This window comes from Brachybacterium sp. J144, from assembly GCF_036321705.1.
Classification (GTDB): domain Bacteria; phylum Actinomycetota; class Actinomycetes; order Actinomycetales; family Dermabacteraceae; genus Brachybacterium.
In genome coordinates this window covers 1-17,224 of sequence record NZ_JAZDCG010000029.1, presented here as the reverse complement: position 1 = coordinate 17,224, position 17,224 = coordinate 1, and the positions used below count along the sequence as shown (strand labels likewise).

Genomic DNA, 17,224 nt, shown 5'->3' with positions numbered 1-17,224 from the left:
GTCGAGGAAACGCCCGGTTCCATTCCGAACCCGGAAGCTAAGCTCGATTGCGCCGATGGTACTGCACTCGGGAGGGTGTGGGAGAGTAGGTCGCCGCCGGACATCTTTGTGGGAGTGGGAGTGAGCTGGAGACCTTTCGGGGTCTCGCTCCTCCCACTCCCTTTTTTCATGCCCAGATTTCGTGCCCCACTGCGGATCGTGCCCGGCCGGCTCGGCTCAGAGCCTCGAGGAGGAGGCTGGCGATTCCCGGCGCTTCGTCGCAGGGGCGGTCCGGAGCGTTCAGGGCGCCCCGGGGCACCTGGTCCGCACCGTCGCGGGCCGTTCGCTCCGGCGTGTGACCCCGCTCCTGTTCCGAGTCCCCGGAATGTGACGGGCCGTGCCCCGTACTGGTGAGAGCGCTCACGGATGCTCGGCTACTGCCCGGTCTCCGCCAGGGGGTCGCATAGGCTCGGAGGTCGATAAGCGCATAGGGCGATGACAGCGAGCACGACGAGACGGACGGTCCACAGTGTCTGAGGACAGGAACAACGAGCGCGAGAACGGCGGACAGCACCGCCGTGAGCAGCAGGGCGCAGGCCGCCCGTCGAGCGGGCGCGGCCCGTACACCGGTCGTTCGCGCGATGACGAGGGCCGGCATCGCCGTTCGTCGCGTCCCGAGGGAGCACGCCCCGAGCGGTCCGAGTCCGGTGATCGTCGCCGCGGCGGATCCGGGGACGACCGCCGTGACGGCGGTCCGCGCTCCTTCTCCGGCCCCCGAGGTGACGGCGAGCGTCGTCCCTATCGCGCGGGCGGTGCGAAGCGTCACTACGGCGACCGGGATGAGCGGCGCCCGTACGGTGACCGCGGCGAGAAGCGGCCCTATGGTGACCGGAGCGAGGGGCGTTCCTTCGGAGACCGTGGCCAGCAGCGTCCCTACCGAGACCGTGGCGAGAAGCGCCCCTATGGTGACCGCGGCGAGAAGCGTCCCTACAGTGACCGTGACGAGAGGCGTCCATACGGTGACCGGGGGGAGAAGCGTCCGTACGGTGACCGCGGCGAGAAGCGCCCGTACGGTGGTGACCGGGGGGAGAAGCGCCCGTACGGTGACCGCGCTGAGAAGCGGCCCTACGGTGAGCGTGGCGAGAAGCGCCCCAACAGCGACCGGGGGGAGAAGCGTCCGTACGGTGACCGCGCTGAGAAGCGGCCTTACGGTGAGCGTGGGGAGAAGCGCCTGTACCGTGACCGCGGCGAGCGCCCGTCCGGCCGCGGCCGGGACGATCGACGCCCGGCCCGTGACGGTGACGAGCGACGCGGACGCGATGATCGACGCGCCTCGCGCCCCGGTCAGGAGGCGCGCGCGGACCGTCCCTTCGAGCCGCGGATCCCGGACGGGATCACCGGCGCCGAGCTCGACCAGGACGTCCAGGACGAGCTGAAGGGCCTGAGCCGGGAGACGGCCGATCGGGTCGCACAGCATCTCGTGGCCGCTCTCGTGCTCGAGGCCGAGGACCAGGAGACCTCTCAGGCGCATGCCAAGTTCGCCGCGCGCATCGGTGGCCGCATCGGCGCCGTGCGCGAGACCTACGGCGTCCTCGCCTATCGCGCCGGCGACTACCGCACGGCGGTCCGCGAGCTGCGCACTGCTCTGCGCATCACCGGCCGCACCGACGTGCTCCCCCTGATCGCCGACTCCGAGCGCGGGCTGGGACGCCCCGAGCGTGCTCTCGACATCGCCGCCTCCGACGAGGCGAGCGACCTCGGGGTCTCGGCCGCGATCGAGTTGATGATCGTGGTCGCCGGTGCCTATGCGGATACCGGGGACACCGAGACGGCTCTGCGCACGCTCGAGATCCCGGCTCTGCGCCAGAAGGTCGACGGCAAGTGGCAGGTCCGGCTCTGGGCGGCGTACGCCGAGCTGCTCGAACGTGCCGACCGCGTCGACGAGGCCCGTCGCTGGCTCACGCTCGCCGCGGACACCGACACCGAGGGGCTCACCGACGCCGCCGAGCGCCTCGGGCGGCCGGCGCCGCAGCAGGAGCCCGTCGTCCCCACCTGGGAGGATGACGAACAGGTCTCCGTGCTCGACGCCTACGACCCCGACGCGGACGCGGACGCGGACGACGACGCGGACGAGTCCGATGACCCGGCCCAGACGGTGGACCCGGTCGGCCCGGTCGACGAGGAGCCGGAGGCGGACGCCGAGGCGCTGGAGGTGGACGGGTCGGAGGCGGCCGCGCTGCCCGAGGAGGCTCCGGAGGACGATGACCTCACGGACGAGACGGACGCCGAGGTGCTCGAGGTGGAGGAGACTCCCGCCGAGGTCGAGGACGCCGTGGACACCGAGGAGCCCGCCGAGGCGGCGGAGGACCCGGAGGTCCGCGCCTGATGCCCCTCGTGGATCCTTCGCTCCTGGACCTCCATGACGCGCTGCTCTTCGATCTGGACGGCACGCTCATGCACGGCTCGCGGCCGATCCCGCACGGTGCGGAGGCGGTCGCCGCCGCGCGCACCGCGGGTCGTCCGGTGGCCTTCGCGACCAACAACGCCTCGCGCACCCCGGAGCAGGCCGCTGAGCACCTGCGGGGGATCGGCATCCCCGCCGAGGCCGCCGAGTTCGTGACGTCGCCGCAGGTCGCCACGCGCCTGCTCGCCCAGGACCTGGAGCCGGGGGCGAAGGTGCTCGTCGTCGGCGGTCCGAGCCTCGCCGAGCAGGTCCGGGCCGACGGCCTGGAGCCCGTGGAGGCCGACGCGGAGGACGTCGTCGCCGTCGTCCAGGGCTGGTCCCCGGATCTCGGCTGGCGGCGGCTCGCCGAGGGCGCCTACGCCATCCGCCGTGGTGTCCGCTGGATGGCGACCAATGTCGACGCGACTCTGCCCACCGAGCAGGGGCTCGCCCCGGGCAACGGTTCGATGGTCGCCGCGCTGCGCCATGCCACCGGTGCCGTGCCGGAGGTCGCCGGCAAGCCGGAGCCGGGCATGTTCGAGGTCGCCGCGGCGCGCAGCGGAGCACGGCATGCGCTCGTGATCGGCGACCGCCTCGACACCGACATCGAGGGCGGGGTTCGCGCGGGTCTCGCGACGCTCCTCGTCCTCACCGGGGTCGACGGCGTCGAGAACGCGCTCCGCGCCGAGCCGGTGCGCCGCCCCACCTACATCACGCCCGACCTCGAGCAGCTCACCGCGCCGTTCCCCCTGCCCGTCGTCGACCGCGACCGCGTCCGCTGCGGACCCGTCGGCGCCACCTGGCGGGACGGCGACATCACCCTGACCGGCGAGGTCCAGGACCCCCGCGTCCTCCGGGCCGTGCTGGCGCTCCTGCGCACCCACTCCCCGGATGCGGCCTGGACGGGGCGCCTGCTCGACGCCGACGGCGCCGAGGTGCGCCCGGGCTCGCGGTGACCGTCCAGCGGGTCGACGTGGCGCTCCTCGCCGCGGGTCTCGCCCGCTCCCGCACCCACGCGCGGCGCATCCTCGAGGAGGGTCGGGCGCGGCTCGACGGACGCGTGGTGCGCAAGCCCTCGACCCCGGTCCCCGACGGGGCCCTGCTCGAGGTCGTCGCGGTCCCGGACGGCGTCGAGTACGCCTCCCGCGCAGCCCACAAGCTGCTCGGCGCCCTCGACGCCCTGGAACTGGACCCGGCCGGTGCCGAGTGCCTCGACGCCGGTGCGTCCACGGGCGGCTTCACCGACGTCCTCCTGCGCCGCGGGGCGGCGAGGGTGCACGCCGTCGACATCGGGCACGACCAGCTCGCCGAGCACGTCCGGCGCGACCCGCGGGTCGTGGTCCGCGACGGCACCAGCGTCCGCGACCTCGATCCGGCGCTGCTGGGCACCGACGTCGACCTGATCGTCGCCGATCTCTCCTTCATCTCGCTCCGCACCGTCCTGCCGGCCCTCGCCGGCGTCCTGCGCCCCGGAGGCGATCTGCTGCTCATGGTCAAGCCGCAGTTCGAGGTGGGTCGTGCCGCGCTGCCCCGCACCGGCGTCGTGACCGACCCCGCCGCCCGGATCGGCGCCGTCGAGGGGGTCGTCGCCGCCGCCGCGGAGGAGGGCCTCGCCCTGCGCGCCGTCGGCCCCAGCGCCCTGCCGGGGCAGGACGGTAACCGCGAGTACTTCGTCCACCTCCGACCCGGCGACGCCTCCGCCCCCGACCAGGAGGCCTATGACATGATCGGGGTCGCCGTGCGCGAGGACCGAGCGCGCCGGCGCGCGACCGATCCCGCACTCCAGGAGGACTGATCACGATGCGACGGTTCCTCCTCTACGTCCACACCGGTCGGCGCGCGGCCCTGAGCGCGATGCTGACGGTCCTCGAGGAGCTCCGTCGCCGCGGGGTGCGCGGCGTGGTCGTCGACGAGCAGGTTGATGAGATCCTCGCCCTGCCCGAGGGGGAGGCGCCGCCCCGCCTGCTGACCTTCCTCACCAACGGCGGGGTCGACGTGCTCGACGCCGTCTCCGCGGCAGACCTGGTCGAGCTGGGCATCGTCCTCGGCGGCGACGGCACCATCCTCCGTGCGCTCGAGGCCGTCCGCGACGCCGACGTCCCCGTGCACGGCGTGAACCTGGGCCATGTCGGCTTCCTCGCCGAGAGCGAGGTCGAGGATCTCGCGATCACTGTCGCCCGTCTCCTCGAGGGCGAGTACGAGATCGAGAAGCGCTCGACCCTCGACATCACGGTGCTCGACGATCACGACGAGCCCGTCGCCCGCCACTGGGCGCTCAACGAGGCCTCGCTCGAGAAGGCCGACCGGCAGAAGATGATCAACGTCGCGATCGAGATCGACGGCCGACCCGTCTCGAGCTTCGGAGCCGACGGCGTGCTGCTGTCCACCTCGACCGGCTCCACCGCCTACGCCTTCAGCGCGGGCGGCCCCGTGATCTGGCCCGAGGTCGACGCGATGCTGCTGATCCCCCTCGCGGCCCACGCGCTCTTCGCCCGGCCCCTCGTGCTCGGCCGCTCCTCCGAGGTCGCCGTCGAGATGGTCCTGGACAACCGCGAGGACGCGATCCTCACCCTCGACGGCCGTCGCGGGGCGGACATCGTCGCGGGGATGCGCATCGAGGCCCGTCTCTCCGAGCACTCCGTGCGCCTGGTCCGTCTCGCGCCGACCCCTTTCGCCGATCGCCTGGTCGAGAAGTTCCAGCTGCCCGTCGTCGGCTGGCGCGGCCGCGGCCCCCGCACCCGCTGAGGGCCCCGCATGCTCTCCACCCTGCGCATCCGCGGCATCGGCGTGATCGATGACGCCCTGCTCGAGTTCGGGCCCGGCTTCACCGCGCTCACCGGCGAGACCGGGGCCGGCAAGACCATGATCGTCACGGGCCTGACCATGCTCCTCGGCGGGCGGCTGGACCGGGGCCGCACCCGCGAGGCGAGCACCGTGGACGGCACGCTCGCCCTCACCGGCCACGGCGAGCTCGCGGCCGCGCTCGACGAGCTCGGCGCCGAGGAGGAGGACGGCGAGGTGCTCGTTGTCCGCCGCGTCACCCGCGACGGCCGCTCCCGGGCCCAGATCGGGGGAGTGCCGGTGCCGATCGGGACCCTCTCCCGCCTCGTCGGCACGGCCGTCACCGTCCACGGGCAGTCCGATCAGCAGCGGCTGCGGGACCCCGAGGCGCAGCGCGAGGCGCTCGACCGCTTCGCCGAGACGGAGATCGGCGGTCCGCTCGGTCGTCACCGCGAACTGTGGCGCGAGCGCACCGCACTCGTCGCCGAGCTGGGGGAGCTCGACCTGCTCCTCGCCGAACGGGAGCGCCGCGGGGCGGTCCTCGTCGAGGCGCTCGAGAGGATCGAGGCCCTCGACCCGCAGCCCGGGGAGGACGACGACCTGCGCGCGGAGCTCGAGCGCCTCGGCAGCGCCGAGGAGCTGCGCGGCGCCGCCCAGCGCGCGAGCCTCGCCCTGGTCGGCGACGACGACGGACCCGCGGCGGCGGCCCTGCTGGACCTCGCCGCCGAGGCCGTCGGCAGGGCCTCCCGCACCGACCGCACCCTCGCCCCGCTCGTCGAACGGCTCGAGACCGCCCGGCTCGAGCTCTCCGACCTCTCCGCCGAGCTGATCCGCTACGCCGAGGACATCGACGCCTCCCCGGGACGGCTCGAGCAGGCCCACGAGCGACTCCACGAGCTGACCGTGCTGGTGCGCGACCTGGGCGGGCTGTTCCCGGGCGCGGATGGGCCCGCGACGGACGTCTCCGCACTGCTGGCCACCTCCCGCACCGCCGCCGTCGACCTCGACCGCTACGAAGGCGCCGAGCAGCGACGCCGCGAGGCGGCGGAGCGCCTCGAGACGCTCGAGCACGAGCTCGAGACGACCGCGGAGAAGCTCACCGCCGCGCGCACCGCGGCCGCCGCCGCCCTCTCCGCGGCCGTGCAGGAGGAGCTGCGGCATCTCGAGATGCCCGATGCGGCGATCCGCGTGGACGTCTCCGCCCGCGCCGCGCGCTCCCACGGCCGCGACGGGGTCGAGATCCTGCTGGCGCCGCATCCCGGGGCCGAGCACCTGCCCGTCGGCCAGGCCGCCTCCGGCGGCGAGCGCTCCCGCGTGATGCTCGCCCTCGAGGTGGCACTCTCCGCCTCCCGCAGCGACCGCACCGCCGCACCGGTGTTCGTGTTCGACGAGATCGACGCCGGGATCGGCGGACGCGCGGCCCTCGCCGTCGGCCAGCGCCTCGCCCGGCTCGCCCGCCACGCCCAGGTCATCGTCGTCACCCATCTGCCGCAGGTCGCCGCGCACGCGGGCACCCATCTGCAGATCGTGAAGTCCTCCGCCGAGGGCGCGACCAGCTCGACCGTGCACGGCCTGGACCGAGCCGGGCGCATCGAGGAGCTCGCGCGGATGCTCGCCGGGGACACCTCCGACCTCGCCCTCGCCCACGCCGAGGAGCTGCTCGACGAGGCCCGCGCCATGGCCGAGGACGCGGCGCCCGGCCGGGGTCGCCGATGAGCCCGCAGCGCGCGCAGGTCACTGGCACCGCCCGGCTCGGCCGACGCACCAAGGACCTCACCAAGCGCCTCCAGCCCGGCGACATCGCGATCATCGACCACGAGGACGTGGACCGCGTCGCGGCCGAAGCGCTCGTCGAGCGGCAGCCCGCCGCGGTCCTCAACGCCGCCGCCTCGACCTCCGGCCGCTATCCCAACGCCGGCCCGCAGATCCTGCTCGACGGCGACGTGGTGCTCGTCGACGCCCTCGGCCCCTCGCTCTTCGAAGGGATCCGCGACGGGCAGACCATCACCGTCCGCGACGGCGAGGTGCTGCTCGAGGAGGTCGTCGTCGCGCGCGGCGTCGCCCAGGACCAGGCCACTGTCACCGCCGCGCTCGAGATCGCCCGCGAAGGGCTCTCCGAGCAGCTCGAGCTGTTCGCCGAGAACACCATGGAGTACATGCTCCGCGAGCGAGACCTGCTGCTGGACGGGATCGGCGCCCCCGACGTCCGCACCCGCATCGACGGCCGCCCGGTGCTCATCGTCGTGCGCGGCTACCACTACAAGGAGGACCTCGCGACCCTCCGCCCGTTCCTGCGCGAGAACCGCCCCGTGATCATCGGCGTCGACGGCGGGGCCGATGCGGTGATCGAGGCGGGATTCCGCCCCGACATGATCATCGGGGACATGGACTCGGTCTCGGACCGCGCGCTCGCCAGCGGGGCGGAACTCGTCGTCCACGCCTATCGCGACGGCCGCGCCCCCGGCCTCGAGCGCCTCGCCGGCCTGGGGCTCAGCGAGCAGGCGGTGCTCTTCCCCGCCTCCGGCACGAGCGAGGACATCGCCATGCTCCTCGCCGACGAGAAGGGGGCCTCCGTGATCGTGGCCGTCGGCACCCACGGCACGCTCGAGGAGTTCCTGGACAAGGGCCGCGCCGGGATGAGCTCCACCTTCCTCACCCGCCTGCGGATTGGCTCCAAGCTCGTCGACGCGAAAGGCGTCTCCCGCCTCTACCGCCAGCGCATCTCCACCGTCCAGCTCCTCCTGCTCGCGGTCGCCGGGCTCGCCGCCCTCGCGGTCGCCCTGTGGGCCACGCCGGGCGGGCAGGCCGTCGTCCAGCTGATGGGCGCCCGGCTGGATGGGATGCTGTCCTGGTTCACCACGCTGTTCTTCCCCCGGGCCACCGGGTCGTAGGAGGGTCCGACCCGTGATCGATTTCCGCTACCACCTGGTGTCGCTGATCTCCGTTTTCCTGGCGCTCGCCGTGGGCATCGTGCTCGGCGCAGGACCGCTCGGCGACAACCTCGGCACCCAGCTCGCCGAGCAGGTCGAGCAGCTGCGCGGGGAGCAGGAGCAGCTGCGCACCGAGGCCGACGAGCTACAGACCCGTAATGATCAGCTCGCCTCGTACGTCAGCGAGTCCGGTCCCGAGCTGGTGGCCGACACCCTCCCGGGGCAGTCGGTGGCGCTGCTGACCGACGGCGACTCGACGCGCACGGCGACCGAGCAGGTCACCTCCCTCCTCGAGGGCGCCGGGGTCTCCGCCGTCGTGGAGATCCGCCTGCGCTCGGACCTGTGGGACCCCGCGCAGGAACAGCGGCGCGCCGAGGCCGCCGACGAGATCCGCTCGATCGCCCCCGCCCTGCTCGACCCCGAGCTGGAAGGTCCCGCACAGCTCGCCGCGATCGTGCCGGCCCTGCTCGCCGAGGATCCCTCCGGCGAGCTGACCCAGGAGCTCCGCACCCAGGTGTGGCAGGTGCTCGTGGACCATCAGCTGATCGCGCTCACGGACGGGACGCCCGGTGTGGTCGAGGCGGTGGTCTACGCGAGCGCCGCTCCCGAGACCTTCGTGCTCGCGGGCGAGGCGGAGGACCTCGCCGCCGAACGGGCCCAGAACCTGCTCTCCGCCCAGACCGCCGTGCTGACCTCGCTCGCCGCCACCTCCGTGCCCGCCGTCGTCTCGGCCGCCACGCCGGCGAACGACTCCTCGACCGGGATCCTGCGCACCGTCCGCGGCGACGCCGGTTTCGACCAGCTCTCGACCACCGACCGGCTGCAGGAGGCCGACGGGCCGATCCTCAGCGTGCTCGCCCTCATCGAGCAGGTGCGCGGGGGAGCGGGCGCCTACGGCACCACGGCCGACGCCGCCGAGCGGGTCCCCCCGCTGCCCGCGCCGACGGCGCCTGCCGACTCCGAGGGCGAGGACGCCGCACCCTCCGACGGGGGCGAGGGATGAGCCGCGTCAGGTCCCTGCTCGCGACCTGTCGGAGCGAGCTCGAACGCAAGAACTTCGCCGGTCGCACCGTGACCCTCGCCGAGGGCGCCGCGGTCGTGCTGGGCACCGGTCTGCTCGCCGGGTCCGGGCGGACGGACGGAGACCGGGACTCGGCGGTGCTCGTCGGCATCGGAGCCCTCGGGCTGCTCGACGACCTCCTCGAACCGCACCACCGTGCGCAGGGACGACCGGTCTCCAAGGGCCTGCGTGGTCACTTCGGGGCGCTGCGCCAGGGGCGGGTCACCACCGGCGCGCTCAAGGCCCTGGGGATCCCGGCGCTCGCCGTCCTCGCGACCGCCGGCGCTGCGGACCGTAGCCGATCCGGGCGGGTGAGCGTCCGCGGGGCCGGGCTCGCGCTCGCCGATGCGGCGCTCGTCGCCGGGGCCGCGAACCTCGCCAACCTGCTGGACCTCCGTCCCGGGAGGGCGCTCAAGGTCGTGCTGCCCGCTGCGACGGCTCTCGCGATCCTGCCGCCGGGCGAGGACCCGAGCGGACATCGGCTGGCGCTCGCCGCAGCGGTGCCCGCGGCATTCGCCCTGCCCGTCGACCTCCGCGAGCGCGGCATGCTCGGCGACGCGGGCGCCAATGCTCTCGGCGCCGCCGTCGGCCTCGCCGCGACACGGGTCCTCCCGGTCCCGGCGCGGCTCGTGCTGCTCGGCGGGATCATGGCGCTGACCGTCGCGAGCGAGCGGGTGAGCTTCTCCGCCGTCATCGAGTCCACCCCGGTCCTGCGCGCGGTGGACCGGCTGGGGCGGCGTGCCCCCGAGGAGGCCGAGCGATGAGCGAGAGGTCCTTCGGCCGCGCCGTGCTGCGCGGGGCGAGCATCATCCTCGTCGTCACCGTGATCGCCCGTCTCGCGGGCTTCGCGCGGTACCTGGTGTTCGGGGCGAGCGTCGGCGCAGGCGACGTCGGCACCGCCTACGCGACCGCGAACCTGCTGCCCAACGTGCTCTTCGAGGTGGTCGCCGGGGGCGCGCTGGCGGCGGTCGCGGTGCCGCTCATCGCCGGTCTCGTCCCCGAGGGGCGCCCGGCCGCGAGCACAGACGAGACCGCGGCAGAGGCAACAGTCGAGACCGCAGACGGGACCGCAGCCGGGACCGCGGACGAGGACGGGCGGCGGCGTGCCGACCGCATCGTCTCCGTGCTGCTGACCTGGACGCTACTCGGCACCACGCTGCTCGCCGCCGTGGTGATCGCATTCGCCGCGCCGCTCGCCGCGCTGCTGCTGGGAACGGCCGACGGGACCGCCGGGGTGCACGTGGGCACCGTCCTGCTGCGGATCTTCGCGGTCCAGCTGCCGCTCTACGGGATCGCCGTGGTGCTCGGCGCCTACCTCCAGGCGCGCAAGCGCTTCCTGTGGCCCGCGGCGATGCCGCTGATCTCCTCGCTCGTGGTCATGCTCGCGTATCGCGTCTACGCCTGGATGGTCCCCTCCGTCGCGACCGCCTCGACGATCGGGGAGGGCGCGCTGGCCTGGCTGGGCTGGGGCACCACCGCCGGGGTCGCCGCGATGGCCCTGCCCGTGGTGATCGCCTCGCTGCGCTCCGGTCTGCGGCTCCGGCCCGCCCTGCGGATGACCGGTGGCGACGGCCGTCGCGCGCTGGCCCTCGGCGGCGCGGGCATCGGTGCGGTGGGCGCGCAGCAGCTCGTGCTCGCCCTGATCATGGTCCTCGCCATGCGCGCCGGCGGCACCGGCACGCTGCCCGTCTTCCAGTACGCGCAGGCGCTCTACCTGCTGCCTTACGCGGTCCTCGTCGTCCCGCTGGTCACCTCGGTCTTCCCGCATCTGGCGGAGATGCGCCTGGTCGGTGACCACGGCGCCTTCGCCCGCGCCGTCTCCGGCTCCGCGCGCATCGTCATGGCCGTCGCGGCGATCGGCGCCGCGGCTCTGTTCGCCGCCGGCCCGGCCCTCGAGCAGTTCTTCCGCCTCATCGACCGCGCGGGGGCGGCCGGGGTCGGCTCGACCGCGGCGGCGCTCGCCCTCGGCCTGCCCGGCTTCGCCGTCGCGACCCACTGCACCCGCGTGCTGTCGGCCGCGCTGCGGGCCCTGGACGCCCTCCTGGTCGGATCCATCGGCTGGGTGATCGCCGGGGTGCTGCTGGCGCTCGCCGTCCTCACCAGCCCCGGGCGTTCCGCCGCCGAGGCCTCGACCGCCTTCGGACTCTCGATCGCCGTGGGGATGGCGATCGCGGCGCTCGTGGGCCTGAGCCGGATCTGGGAGATCCTCGAGCATGCCGGAGACCTCGCACGAGTCCGCCGGACGATCGTGCTCACGCCGCTCGCGGTGCTGATCGGCGGGGTGCCCGGGCTGCTGCTCGCCCGCCGACTGGTGACCACGGAGTCGGGGGAGACCGTCGCGGTGTTCGTGGGCATCGCCGCCGGGGTCCTCGGCGCGCTCCTCGCCGCGGGCGTCATGCTCGCCGCCGATCCCTCGCTGCTGCACACTCTGCGCGACCGGAACCGGGGACGACGCGCCAGGACCCGCGAGAGCGGGAACGACGCGGTCGATCCCGGCCTGGGCGCTCCGGCTCCGCCGGCGGAGGAGGCCCGGTGAGGATCCTGCTGGTGCGGCCGCGGGCCAGCGGCGGACTCGCCGCCCATGTGGACCAGGAGCTGACCCTGCTGCGGGAGTCGGGCCACGAGGTGGCCGAGGCGCCGGTGCGCATCCAGGAGCGACCCGCCCCCCTGGCGGACCTGCGGACCCTGCGGACCTTGCGGCGCGGCGCCCGCGAGGCGGCCCCCGTGGTGGTCCATGCCCACGGCCTGCGAGCGGGTGCCCTCGCCGCCCTCGCCCTCGTGGGCACCGGGATCGACCTGGTCCTCACCCTGCACAACCTCCCCGTCGGGTCGTCCTCGGTGCGACTCCTCGGCCGCGGTCTGCTGCAGGTCGCCGCGCGGGGGTCCCGGACGGTTCTCGCGGTGTCCCCGGATCTCGAGCAGGCGGCCCGTCGGGCCGGTGCCCGGGACGTGCGCCGCGCGGTCGTCCCCGCTCCGGAGCGGACGCCGCGCGATGCGGCCGGAGGGGACTCCGGGGGAAAGCACGTCCCCGACGCGGCGACCGGAGACCCGGCGGAGGCGGCCGACGACAGCGTCTGGCCCGCGGAATGCGCCCTGCGGGTCCTGGTCATCGCTCGACTCGCCACGCAGAAGGGCCTCGGGGACCTCCTCGACGCCGCCGCACTGCTCCCCGCGGAGCCGCCCGTGGGGATCGCCGTCGCGGGCGACGGGCCGCTGCACGACGAGCTCGCCGCACGGATCGACCGGGAGCGGCTGCCCGTGCGGCTGCTGGGCCGGCGCGAGGACGTCCCCGCGCTGCTCGGGAGCTGCGACCTCGTGGTCTCCGCCGCGCACTGGGAGGGACAGCCGGTCGCGCTGCAGGAGGCCCTGCGGGCCGGCCGCGCCATCGTCGCGACCGATGCCGGGGGCACCCGCTGGGTCACGGGCGAGGCCGCGCACCTGGTGCCCGTCGGCGACGCCCCGGCGCTCGCCGCGGCGATCACCACCCACACCGACCCCGCCGTGCGGCGACGCGCCGAGGAGGCGTCGCGACGTCGTGCCGACGAGCTGCCCTCCGCAGGTGACATGATCGACCAGCTGACCGATGTCCTGGCCCTCGCCGGGCCCCGATGATAGGTTGACAATCCGTGGCAGACACCAGCGCGAACACCCCCCAGACCAGTACCGGCCCCCTTTCGCGGATCGGACAGTCCTCCTCCGCGAAGCCCTTCCGGAATCCCGGCGTCACGAAGCACATCTTCGTCACCGGCGGCGTGGTCTCCAGCCTCGGCAAGGGCCTCACCGCCTCCTCGCTGGGAATGCTCCTCAAGAGCCGCGGCCTGCGCGTGACGATGCAGAAGCTCGACCCGTACCTCAACGTGGACCCGGGCACGATGAACCCCTTCCAGCACGGCGAGGTGTTCGTTACCGAGGACGGCGCGGAGACCGATCTCGACATCGGCCATTACGAGCGCTTCCTCGACGAGAACCTCTCCGCCAACGCGAACGTCACCACCGGCCAGGTGTACTCCAACGTCATCGCCAAGGAGCGCCGCGGCGAGTATCTCGGCGACACCGTGCAGGTCATCCCGCACATCACCAACGCCATCAAGGAGTCGATGCGCTCCCAGGCCGGGGATGACGTCGATGTCATCATCACCGAGATCGGCGGCACCGTCGGCGACATCGAGTCCCAGCCCTTCCTCGAGGCGGCGCGCCAGGTGCGTCAGGACGTCGGTCGCGACAACGTCTTCTTCGTCCACGTCTCGCTGGTGCCCTTCATCGGCCCGTCCCAGGAGCTGAAGACCAAGCCCACCCAGCACTCCGTCGCCGCCCTGCGCTCGATCGGCATCCAGCCCGATGCGATCGTGCTGCGCGCGGACCGTCAGCTGCCCGCCTCGGTCAAGGCGAAGATCTCCTCCATGTGCGATGTCGACATCGACGCGGTCGTGACCTGTGCCGATGCTCCGTCGATCTACGAGATCCCGCTCGTGCTCCACGGGGAGGGGCTCGACGCCTACGCGATCCGCCGACTCGACCTGCTCAGCCACGACGTGGACTGGACCCAGTGGGACTCGCTCCTGCAGCGCGTCCAGCACCCCTCCTACGAGGTGACGGTCGCACTGGTCGGCAAGTACATCGACCTTCCCGACGCCTACCTCTCGGTGACCGAGGCGCTGCGCGCGGGCGGCTTCCACCACGCGGCGAAGGTCTCCATCCGCTGGGTCGAGTCGGATCTGTGCGCCACGCCCGAGGGCGCGCGCCAGCAGCTGCGGGACGTCGACGCGCTCGTCGTTCCCGGCGGCTTCGGGATTCGCGGCGTGGACGGCAAGGTCGGCGCCCTGCGCCACGCCCGCACCCACGGCATCCCCGCCCTCGGCCTGTGCCTCGGCATGCAGTCGATGGTCATCGAGTACGCGCGCACCGAGCTCGGCCTCGCCGGCGCCCACTCGACCGAGTTCGAGCCGGAGACCGCGCACCCGGTCATCGCCACCATGGCCGAGCAGCAGGACATCGTCGCCGGCGCCGGGGACCTGGGCGGCACGATGCGCCTCGGCTCCTACGACCACACCCTGGTCGAGGGCTCCCTCGCGGCGACCGTCTACGGCAGCACCGAGGTCGCGGAGCGCCACCGCCACCGCTACGAGGTCAACAACGCCTACCGCGAGCAGCTCGAGGACGCGGGACTGCGGGTTTCCGGCGTCTCCGACCTCTCCGCCAACCACTCGCTCGTGGAGTTCGTGGAGCTGGACCCGGCGGTGCACCCGTACTACATCGGGACCCAGGCGCACCCCGAACTGAAGTCCCGCCCCACCAGGGCGCATCCGCTGTTCGCCGGGCTGATCGGAGCGGCGCTCGAGCTACAGAAGGCGACGCGCCTGCTCGAGGTCGAGCCCGATCCGGCCGCGGCGGAGAGCGCCGCCGGCGAGCAGCCGATCGCGACCGACGAGGCCTGACCCCGATGAGCCTCGCCGACCGGCCCGCCCCGCGCCCCGTCGCCGAGCGGCGCACCGTGCACCCCGGCATGGTGTGGGACATCGTGCGCGATACCGTCGATTTCGCGCCCGGGGTGCGGTTCGATCGCGAGTACGTCCACCACACCGGCGCCGTCGCGGTGCTCGCGGTCGATGCGGAGGATCGCGTACTGCTGATCCGGCAGTACCGCCACCCCGTCGGCCACCAGCTCTGGGAGATCCCGGCGGGACTCCTCGACGTCGCTGGCGAGGGCGCGCACCTGGGGGCGCTGCGCGAGCTCGCAGAGGAGACCGGACATCGCGCCGGCCGCCTCGAGACCCTCCTCGATCTGCGGCCCAGCCCCGGTGGATCCGACGAGGTCATCCGCGTCTACCTCGCGACGGAGGTGACGGAGCTGACCGGGGACGACGGCTACCGGCGCACCGATGAGGAGGCCGAGATCGAGATCGCCTGGGTGCCGCTCGACGAGGCGGTCGCCGCGGCGCTGCGCGGGGAGCTCACCAACGGCACCGCGCTCGCCGCACTGCTCGCGCTGCACGCCCATCGGACGCTCGGTGCCCAGGCCCCGACGCTGCGCGCCGCCGACGCGCCCTTCCCGGAGCGACCCGGCCACGCCTGAGCCGCGCCCGGCTCAGTCCGCCGCGGGCGGGACGTACTCCTCGAGGGCGCGGGCGAGCACGGGGGCGGTCTGCTCGGCCTGCCAGGGCCGAGCGCCGAGCGCCAGGAGCTCCTCGACGATCAGCGCCTCCCCGGGCGAGGTCGCATGCTCCCACACCCAGTGCCGCAACAGCGCGGGCTGCAGCAGGTTCTCGGTGGGCAGCTCGAGATCCTCCGCGCGGTCGCCGATGGCGGAGCGCACGGCCTGATAGCGGTCCCACACCTCCGGATGCTTCTTCGACCACAGCTTGTGCGGCGGGGGATAGGAGCGCTCGGTGCGCTCGGGGAGGTGCGCCGGGGGGAGGTCGATGCCGGTCCGCGCGACCTGCCACCACTGGTCCTTCTTCGGCGTCCGCGAGGGCAGCGCCCGCTCGAAGGCCTCGCGACCGCGCGGGGCCTCCTTCGCGGCGGCGACGAGGTCCTTGTCGCGGAGGATCCGGTGGGGGGAGAGGTCCTGCTCGCTCGCGAGGGCATCGCGGCGGCTCCACATCTCCCGGGCCGCGGCGAGCTGTCGCGCAGTGCGCAGACCGCCGAGGCCGTGCAGTCCGCGCCAGCTGGCCGAGCGTGGGGCGGACAGCTCACGGGTCCGCTCGTGCTCGAACTCCTGGCGCGCCCACTCGTCCTTCCCGGCCTCCGCGAGCCGTTCGGCGAGGAGGTCGCGGACCTCGACGAGCACCTCCACGTCGAGGGCGGCGTAGGTGAGCCAGCCCTCGGGCAGCGGTCGGCGGGACCAGTCGGCCGCCGAGTGCTCCTTGGCCAGGTGCAGCCCGAGGGTCTCCTCGACGACCGCGCCCAGGCCCACCCGGTCCATGCCCAGCAGTCGGGCCGCGAGCTCGGTGTCGAACAGGGCGGCGGGGCGCAGGCCGAGCTCGGCGAGGCTCGGGAGGTCCTGGTCCGCGGCGTGCAGCACCCACTCCCGCTCGGCGAGCAAGTCCCGCAGCGTGCCCGGCATCGTGAACGCGAGGGGGTCGATGAGGGCCGTGCCCGCCGCCTCGGTGCGCAGTTGGATGAGATAGGCCCGGTTGCTGTAGCGGTAGCTCGAGGCGCGCTCGGCATCGACCGCGACGGCCTCCACGGGGGCGGTCGCCGCCGCCTCGCACCAGGCCAGGAGCGGCTGGATCCGGTCGATCACCGGGACCAGTCCGTCGCGGGGCGCCTTGAGCGCGGTCACGGGACGGGCATCGGGGACGGTCATCGTCCCTCCTCACTGCTCGGTCGCGGGGCGCGCGCACGATGCGAGGGGACCAGTGAGGAGACCCGCGGCGGGGCGGGCGGCAGGCCGCCGGCGGCGGCGAGCATCGCCGTCCAGGCGGCGAAGTGCGGGCCGAGCTCCGGGGACTCGGCCCCCTCGGCGACCTCGGGGGTCCAGGAGATCCGCATCTCGACGTCGACCGTCGAGGCGCGGGAGGCGAGTGCACCGTAGGACTGGGAGACCACGCGGGTCGCGGTGCAGCCGAGCTCGCGGGCGTCCGCGTCGTGCAGCTCGAGGGACTCGGTCACCCAGGACCAGGCGACGTCGCCGAGCATGGACTCGATCGCGAATTCTGGCTCGAGCTGGGCCTGGACGAGGGCCACCATCCGGAAGGTGCCGTCCCAGGCCTCCTGCCCCTCGGGGTCGTGGAGGATCACGAGGCGGCCCGAGGCGAGCTCCTCGTCGTGGACGATGATCTCGGCGGTGCAGGCCCACGTCGAGGGCGCCATGCGGGAGGGCGCGGGGATCGTCCGCCAGACCAGCTCGGGCCGCAGCGGAGCACTGGTCATGGCGTCGATGGAACTCTGGAAGAGCTCGTCACCCGGACGGAAGCGATGCACGGACACACCGGGAGATTAGCGGCGGTGCCGGGGCGGGGGGGGGGGGGGGGGGGGGGGAGGGGGAGGGGGGGGGGGGGGAGGGGGGGGGGGAGGGGGGGAGGGGGCATC

Annotated in this window: 14 protein-coding genes and 1 rRNA gene; 13 read left to right on the top strand and 2 right to left on the bottom strand. The window is 73.9% G+C overall.

Features of this window, described 5'->3' with window-relative positions; genetic code table 11:
* From rrf to V1260_RS11260, 13 genes are all read left to right on the top strand, one after another.
* Positions 1–102: ribosomal RNA gene (gene rrf / locus V1260_RS11320) — 5S ribosomal RNA — on the top strand; the annotation flags it as partial.
* A gap of 406 nt (positions 103–508) precedes the next feature.
* Positions 509–2,365 carry a hypothetical protein gene (locus V1260_RS11315; protein ID WP_329746921.1) on the top strand — a complete coding sequence of 619 codons (1,857 nt, stop codon included), beginning with the start codon at positions 509–511 and terminating at the stop codon, positions 2,363–2,365.
* Positions 2,365–3,378 carry an HAD-IIA family hydrolase gene (locus V1260_RS11310; RefSeq protein ID WP_329746920.1) on the top strand — a complete coding sequence of 338 codons (1,014 nt, stop codon included), beginning with the start codon at positions 2,365–2,367 and terminating at the stop codon, positions 3,376–3,378. Before V1260_RS11315 ends, V1260_RS11310 begins: the two co-directional genes overlap by 1 nt.
* A complete protein-coding gene (locus V1260_RS11305) occupies positions 3,375–4,217 on the top strand; it encodes a TlyA family RNA methyltransferase (RefSeq protein ID WP_329746919.1) in 843 nt (280 codons plus the stop codon). Before V1260_RS11310 ends, V1260_RS11305 begins: the two co-directional genes overlap by 4 nt.
* A 5-nt stretch (positions 4,218–4,222) precedes the next feature.
* On the top strand, positions 4,223–5,167 hold the full coding sequence (locus V1260_RS11300) for an NAD kinase (protein WP_329746918.1): 945 nt from the start codon (positions 4,223–4,225) through the stop codon (positions 5,165–5,167).
* A 9-nt stretch (positions 5,168–5,176) separates the two neighbouring features.
* A complete protein-coding gene (gene recN / locus V1260_RS11295; protein WP_329746917.1) occupies positions 5,177–6,919 on the top strand; it encodes a DNA repair protein RecN in 1,743 nt (580 codons plus the stop codon).
* The gene (gene steA / locus V1260_RS11290) at positions 6,916–8,094 is read left to right on the top strand and encodes a putative cytokinetic ring protein SteA (RefSeq protein WP_329746916.1); all 1,179 of its coding nucleotides are present in this window, start codon (positions 6,916–6,918) and stop codon (positions 8,092–8,094) included. Before recN ends, steA begins: the two co-directional genes overlap by 4 nt.
* A gap of 13 nt (positions 8,095–8,107) precedes the next feature.
* Positions 8,108–9,136: a copper transporter gene (locus V1260_RS11285; RefSeq protein ID WP_329746915.1), complete on the top strand. Its 1,029-nt coding sequence runs from the start codon at positions 8,108–8,110 to the stop codon at positions 9,134–9,136.
* Positions 9,133–9,957: a hypothetical protein gene (locus V1260_RS11280; RefSeq protein ID WP_329746914.1), complete on the top strand. Its 825-nt coding sequence runs from the start codon at positions 9,133–9,135 to the stop codon at positions 9,955–9,957. The genes V1260_RS11285 and V1260_RS11280 overlap by 4 nt, the downstream gene beginning before the upstream one ends.
* The gene (locus tag V1260_RS11275) at positions 9,954–11,729 is read left to right on the top strand and encodes a lipid II flippase MurJ (protein ID WP_329746913.1); all 1,776 of its coding nucleotides are present in this window, start codon (positions 9,954–9,956) and stop codon (positions 11,727–11,729) included. The genes V1260_RS11280 and V1260_RS11275 overlap by 4 nt, the downstream gene beginning before the upstream one ends.
* Entirely contained in the window at positions 11,726–12,805 is a 1,080-nt protein-coding gene (locus tag V1260_RS11270; protein WP_329746912.1) for a glycosyltransferase, read from the top strand. The genes V1260_RS11275 and V1260_RS11270 overlap by 4 nt, the downstream gene beginning before the upstream one ends.
* Before the next feature lie 14 nt (positions 12,806–12,819).
* On the top strand, positions 12,820–14,628 hold the full coding sequence (locus tag V1260_RS11265; RefSeq protein WP_442878157.1) for a CTP synthase: 1,809 nt from the start codon (positions 12,820–12,822) through the stop codon (positions 14,626–14,628).
* Between the two features lie 5 nt (positions 14,629–14,633).
* Positions 14,634–15,266, top strand: coding sequence for an NUDIX hydrolase (locus V1260_RS11260; RefSeq protein WP_329746911.1), 633 nt, complete (start codon positions 14,634–14,636; stop codon positions 15,264–15,266).
* Positions 15,267–15,278: 12 nt separating this feature from the next.
* Here V1260_RS11260 and V1260_RS11255 read toward each other — a convergent pair whose 3' ends face one another.
* Both V1260_RS11255 and V1260_RS11250 read right to left on the bottom strand, forming a co-directional pair.
* On the bottom strand, positions 15,279–16,499 hold the full coding sequence (locus tag V1260_RS11255; RefSeq protein ID WP_329746910.1) for an HRDC domain-containing protein: 1,221 nt from the start codon (positions 16,497–16,499) through the stop codon (positions 15,279–15,281).
* Entirely contained in the window at positions 16,496–17,116 is a 621-nt protein-coding gene (locus tag V1260_RS11250; protein ID WP_329746922.1) for a DUF3000 domain-containing protein, read from the bottom strand. The genes V1260_RS11255 and V1260_RS11250 overlap by 4 nt, the downstream gene beginning before the upstream one ends.
* Positions 17,117–17,224: the final 108 nt, after the last annotated feature.

Bases quoted from the DNA above. Each gene is read 5' to 3' on its own strand.
- V1260_RS11310 (WP_329746920.1), top strand. From the start codon at position 2,365: ATGCCCCTCGTGGATCCTTCGCTCCTGGACCTCCATGACGCGCTGCTC.
- V1260_RS11300 (WP_329746918.1), top strand. From the start codon at position 4,223: ATGCGACGGTTCCTCCTCTACGTCCACACCGGTCGGCGCGCGGCCCTG.
- recN (WP_329746917.1), top strand. From the start codon at position 5,177: ATGCTCTCCACCCTGCGCATCCGCGGCATCGGCGTGATCGATGACGCC.
- steA (WP_329746916.1), top strand. From the start codon at position 6,916: ATGAGCCCGCAGCGCGCGCAGGTCACTGGCACCGCCCGGCTCGGCCGA.
- V1260_RS11280 (WP_329746914.1), top strand. From the start codon at position 9,133: ATGAGCCGCGTCAGGTCCCTGCTCGCGACCTGTCGGAGCGAGCTCGAA.
- V1260_RS11275 (WP_329746913.1), top strand. From the start codon at position 9,954: ATGAGCGAGAGGTCCTTCGGCCGCGCCGTGCTGCGCGGGGCGAGCATC.
- V1260_RS11260 (WP_329746911.1), top strand. From the start codon at position 14,634: ATGAGCCTCGCCGACCGGCCCGCCCCGCGCCCCGTCGCCGAGCGGCGC.
- V1260_RS11255 (WP_329746910.1), bottom strand. From the start codon at position 16,499: ATGACCGTCCCCGATGCCCGTCCCGTGACCGCGCTCAAGGCGCCCCGC.